Raw genomic sequence first — 1,510 nt, 5'->3', positions numbered from 1 at the left:
TGGCCGGCAAGGTGGCCGTGGTCACGGGTGCCGCCCGCGGCATCGGCGCCGCTATCGTTCGGACGCTCGCCCGCGACGGGGCCGTCGTCGTCGGTGTGGACGTCCCGGCGGCGGGCGAGGCGCTGGCCGAGGTTGTGAACGAGGTGGGCGGCACCGCGCTGGCCCTGGACATCACGGCGCCGGACGCCGGCACGCGCATCCTCGAGCACTGCCGCACCCGGCACGGCCGGATGGACGCGGTGGTGCACAACGCCGGGATCACCCGGGACCGGATGCTGGCCAACATGGACGCCGCACGCTGGGACTCCGTCCTCGCCGTGAACACCACGGCCCAGCTGGCCATGAACGAGGCGTTCCTCGCCGAGGACGCCCGGGACGTGGCGGGTCAGGGGCTGCGCATCGTGGGCCTGGCCTCCATCTCCGGCATCGCGGGCAACCGCGGCCAGACGAACTACGCGGCCTCGAAGGCCGGGGTCATCGGCCTGACCGCGGCGTCCGCCCCGGTCCTCGCGGCCCGCGGGGGCACGATCAACGCGGTGGCCCCGGGCTTCATCGAGACCGAGATGACCGCGAAGATCCCGCTCGCCACGCGCGAGGTGGGCCGGCGGCTCAACGCGCTGCAGCAGGGCGGCCTGCCGCAGGACGTGGCCGAGACGGTGGCCTGGCTCGCCTCGGACGCCGCCGGCGGCACCAACGGGGCCACGCTGCGGGTCTGCGGCCAGTCGAAGCTGGGGGCGTGAGGATGCAGACCACGCAGCTGTCCGCCCCGCCCTCCCTCGGCCGGCTCTACGTCCGGGCCGCCGGGCGGGCCGCCACGGACGCCGTCGTCCGTCGGCGCCGTCCCCGCGAGCTCCCGGACCGTCAGGTGGTCGTGACCGGCCACCGCATCCCGGCCGAGGCCGTGACCGCGTGGCGCGGGGCCGTCGGGTCCGCCAATCCGGCGGACCTGCCCTCGGTCCTGGTGCACACCCAGGTGTTCGGCGCGGCCATGGAGCTGATGGCCGACCCCGAGTTCCCGCTGCCCCTGCCCGGGCTGGTGCACCTGAGCAACACCGTCCTGCACCACCGGCCCGTCGCGGCGGAGACCGCCCTGCGCGTCACCGCACGTGCGGTGGGTCTCGTCCCGCACCACGCGGGCACCGCCGTGGACGTCGTCGTGACCGTCGAGGGGCCCGGCGACGACGGCGAGGAGGCACTGCTGTGGGAGGGCGTCTCCCGGTACCTCGCCAAGGGCGTCCACCTCTCCGGCCTGCGTCCCGAGCGGCCCGCCCGCCCGGACTTCGTGCCCCCGACGCCGACCGCCCAGTGGCGCTTCGGGACGGGGGCCGGACGCCGGTACGCGGGCGTCTCCGGGGACTGGAACCCGATCCACCTGACGGGCGTCTCGGCTCGACTGTTCGGCATGAAGGGCGCGATCGCCCACGGGATGTTCCTGGCCGCCCGGATGCTCGAGGGCCGTGAGCCGGCCGGCGCCGGGTTCCGCTGGCACATCGACTTCGAGGCGCCCGTC

At 75.6% G+C, this 1,510-nt stretch carries 2 protein-coding genes; both read left to right on the top strand.

Going from position 1 to position 1,510, the window contains the following annotated elements:
- On the top strand, positions 1-740 hold a 740-nt coding region (locus tag HMPREF3105_RS00580; protein WP_141762362.1), incomplete at its 5' end, for an SDR family oxidoreductase.
- A 2-nt stretch (positions 741-742) separates the two neighbouring features.
- The coding region (locus HMPREF3105_RS00575) for a MaoC/PaaZ C-terminal domain-containing protein (protein WP_070708523.1) at positions 743-1,510 on the top strand (768 nt) is incomplete at its 3' end.

Origin of the sequence: Micrococcus sp. HMSC31B01, from assembly GCF_001816085.1 — a bacterium.
GTDB classification, from domain to species: domain Bacteria; phylum Actinomycetota; class Actinomycetes; order Actinomycetales; family Micrococcaceae; genus Micrococcus; species Micrococcus luteus.
This window is presented reverse-complemented; position numbering and strand designations above follow the sequence as displayed.